At 74.5% G+C, this 2,278-nt stretch carries 2 protein-coding genes and 1 pseudogene; 1 reads left to right on the top strand and 2 read right to left on the bottom strand.

The window, feature by feature from the left end; all coding sequences use genetic code 11:
- Nucleotides 1–115: 115 nt before the first annotated feature.
- Nucleotides 116–349 (bottom strand): Lrp/AsnC family transcriptional regulator, encoded by a 234-nt coding sequence (locus ACWJ6R_RS34905; RefSeq protein ID WP_068897581.1) that lies wholly within the window; start codon nt 347–349, stop codon nt 116–118.
- A gap of 51 nt (nt 350–400) precedes the next feature.
- Here ACWJ6R_RS34905 and ACWJ6R_RS34900 point away from each other — a divergent pair, with 51 nt between their 5' ends.
- A complete protein-coding gene (locus ACWJ6R_RS34900; protein WP_449066297.1) occupies nt 401–1,426 on the top strand; it encodes a thiamine-phosphate kinase in 1,026 nt (341 codons plus the stop codon).
- A 384-nt stretch (nt 1,427–1,810) separates the two neighbouring features.
- Here ACWJ6R_RS34900 and ACWJ6R_RS34895 read toward each other — a convergent pair.
- A pseudogene (locus ACWJ6R_RS34895) lies at nt 1,811–2,278 on the bottom strand (hypothetical protein); the annotation flags it as partial.

The raw sequence follows: 2,278 nt of genomic DNA, 5'->3' as shown, positions 1-2,278 counted from the left end.
TTCCGGCGAGGGCGGGTCCACGCGGACCGCCCCGCCGCATCCCGCGAGGGCCAGCAGGGCGCAGGCCCAGCCGGCCCGGCGGGCGAACCGGAGAGACACGCGTTCTTCCCTCGGGTCAGATGTGGACGATCGGGCAGGTGAGGGTCCGCGTGATCCCCTCCACCGCCTGGATCTGCGCCACCACGAGCTTGCCGAGCTCGTCGACGTTCCGGGCCTCCGCGCGCACGATCACGTCGTAGGGGCCGGTGACGTCCTCCGCCTGCGTGACGCCGGAGATCGAGGAGATCTGGCGCGCAACGTCGGCGGCCTTGCCGACTTCGGTCTGGATAAGGATGTAGGCCTGCACCATCACGTCCTCCCGGGCGATTGGATCAGTACCGGAGGGCAACCGTACCCTGTGATGAACGGGAGGTGCGTCATCACAGTCGGAGATCTCGGCGAATTCGGAATCGTTGCACGTATTGCCGGACGCTTGCCGCAGGGCCGGACCGTCCTGCTCGGTCCGGGGGACGACGCCGCGCTGGTGGGTGCGCCCGACGGACGAGTCGTCGTCACAACGGACTTACTGCTTGAGAATAGACATTTCCGTCTTGATTGGTCTAGTGCCTACGATATTGGTCGTAAAGCCGCAGCCCAGAACCTCTCCGACGTCGTCGCCATGGGCGCGGACCCCACGGGCATCGTGGTCGGCCTCGGCCTGCCCGCCACCACCGCCGCCGGCTGGCTGGACGACCTCGCCGACGGCTTCCGGGACGAGTGCGACCTGGTCGGGGCCAGTGTCGTGGGCGGTGACACCACCCGCTGCGACCTGGTGGTGATCGGTGTGACGGCCCTCGGCGACCTGGGCGGGCGCGCGCCGGTCACGCGTTCGGGGGCCCGCCCCGGCGACGTGGTCGCGGTGGCCGGACGCCTCGGCCACGCCGCGGCCGGGCTCGCCCTGCTCCAGTCCGGCCGCGCGGGAGATGCCGGGCCCGGTGGTCCGGCCCCGGCGGTCCTGGAGTCCCTGGCGGCCCCGGAGTCCCAGGCGGTGCTGACGGCGCTGATGGACGCCCACCGCCGCCCGCGGCCCCCCTACCCGTGCGGGGTCCAGGCCGCCGAGCTGGGCGCTACCGCGATGCTGGACGTCAGCGACGGACTCCTGCAGGACCTCGGCCACATCGCCGACGCCAGCGGCGTGCGCATCGTGCTCGACCTTCCGGCCCGTACCGTCCCCGCGGAGCTGGAGACCGCGGCCCGCCTGCTCGCCGCCGACCCGCTGGAATGGGTGCTCACCGGCGGGGACGACCACGCGCTGGCCGCGACCTTCCCCGGCGGCGTACGGCTCCCGCCCGCCTGGACGCGGATCGGCCGCGTGACGGAGGGCGAGGGGGTCGAAGTCGAGGGCCGCACCTCCGAGCGCGGCGGCTGGGACCACTTCCGGGCGTGACGGTCTCATCAACCGGGGCGGCGGCGAAAATTGTGACAGATCTTTACCGAAATGGTAGGAAGATTGGCGGTCGAGGTCCTGCGAGAACGAGGTGCCATGGGTAGTCACGAGCCGGAGGAGGAGGGTGCTCCTCGCCGCAGCGGGCATCCCGGGCCCGAGGCCGTACCGGAGCCGCTCGCGGACGCGCCGGTCGGGCGCCGGCTCCGCCCCGAGCAGTCGGCGACGGCCGGTGACGTGCCCCCCGGTGCCGGTGGACCAGGCGAGGGCCGGCCTCGCCGAGGCGGACCGGCCCGGCGAGCGGTGGCGTCTCGGAGCGCCGGTCAAGGTGGCGGTGCTGACGGTCGCCGCCGCGGCCGCGATGCTGGGCGGGACCGCGGCCGGCGTTCAGGCGTGGAAGGACTCGGGCGGACCGTTCTCCGGCTGCTCGGCCGGGGGATGCCCGACGGCGGACCCGAAGCGGGAGGCCGCCGGGTCCGAGGAACCCGTCCCCGGCGAAGAGCCCCCGCATCCGGAGCGGTCCCGGCCCGCGACGCCCTCCCCGTCCCCCTTCCCGTCCCGCTCCCCGTCCCCCGCGGAGAGGACCGGTCGCCCGGAGGAGAGCCGTACCCCGAAGGCCCGTCCCGCCACGCAGCCGCCCGCCCGGAGCTCCCGGGAGCCCGAATCGGCGTCCGGCGGCGGAGAGAAGGCCCGGGTGCAGGGGCTGTCCGGCGGGAGGACCGCCACGCCGGCGCCCACGGAGAGCGCAGTCCCCACACAGGCACCCACGCAGACGCCCGCGGCCACGCAGACGCCCGCGGCCACCCCGCCCTCCGGCTCCGGGAGCGCGGACGGGGGCGGGGGCGGGGGCGGAGG

The organism is Planomonospora algeriensis, assembly GCF_977012225.1.
The sequence above is the reverse complement of the archived record's forward strand: the minus strand, read 5'-3'. Positions and strand labels throughout refer to the sequence as shown.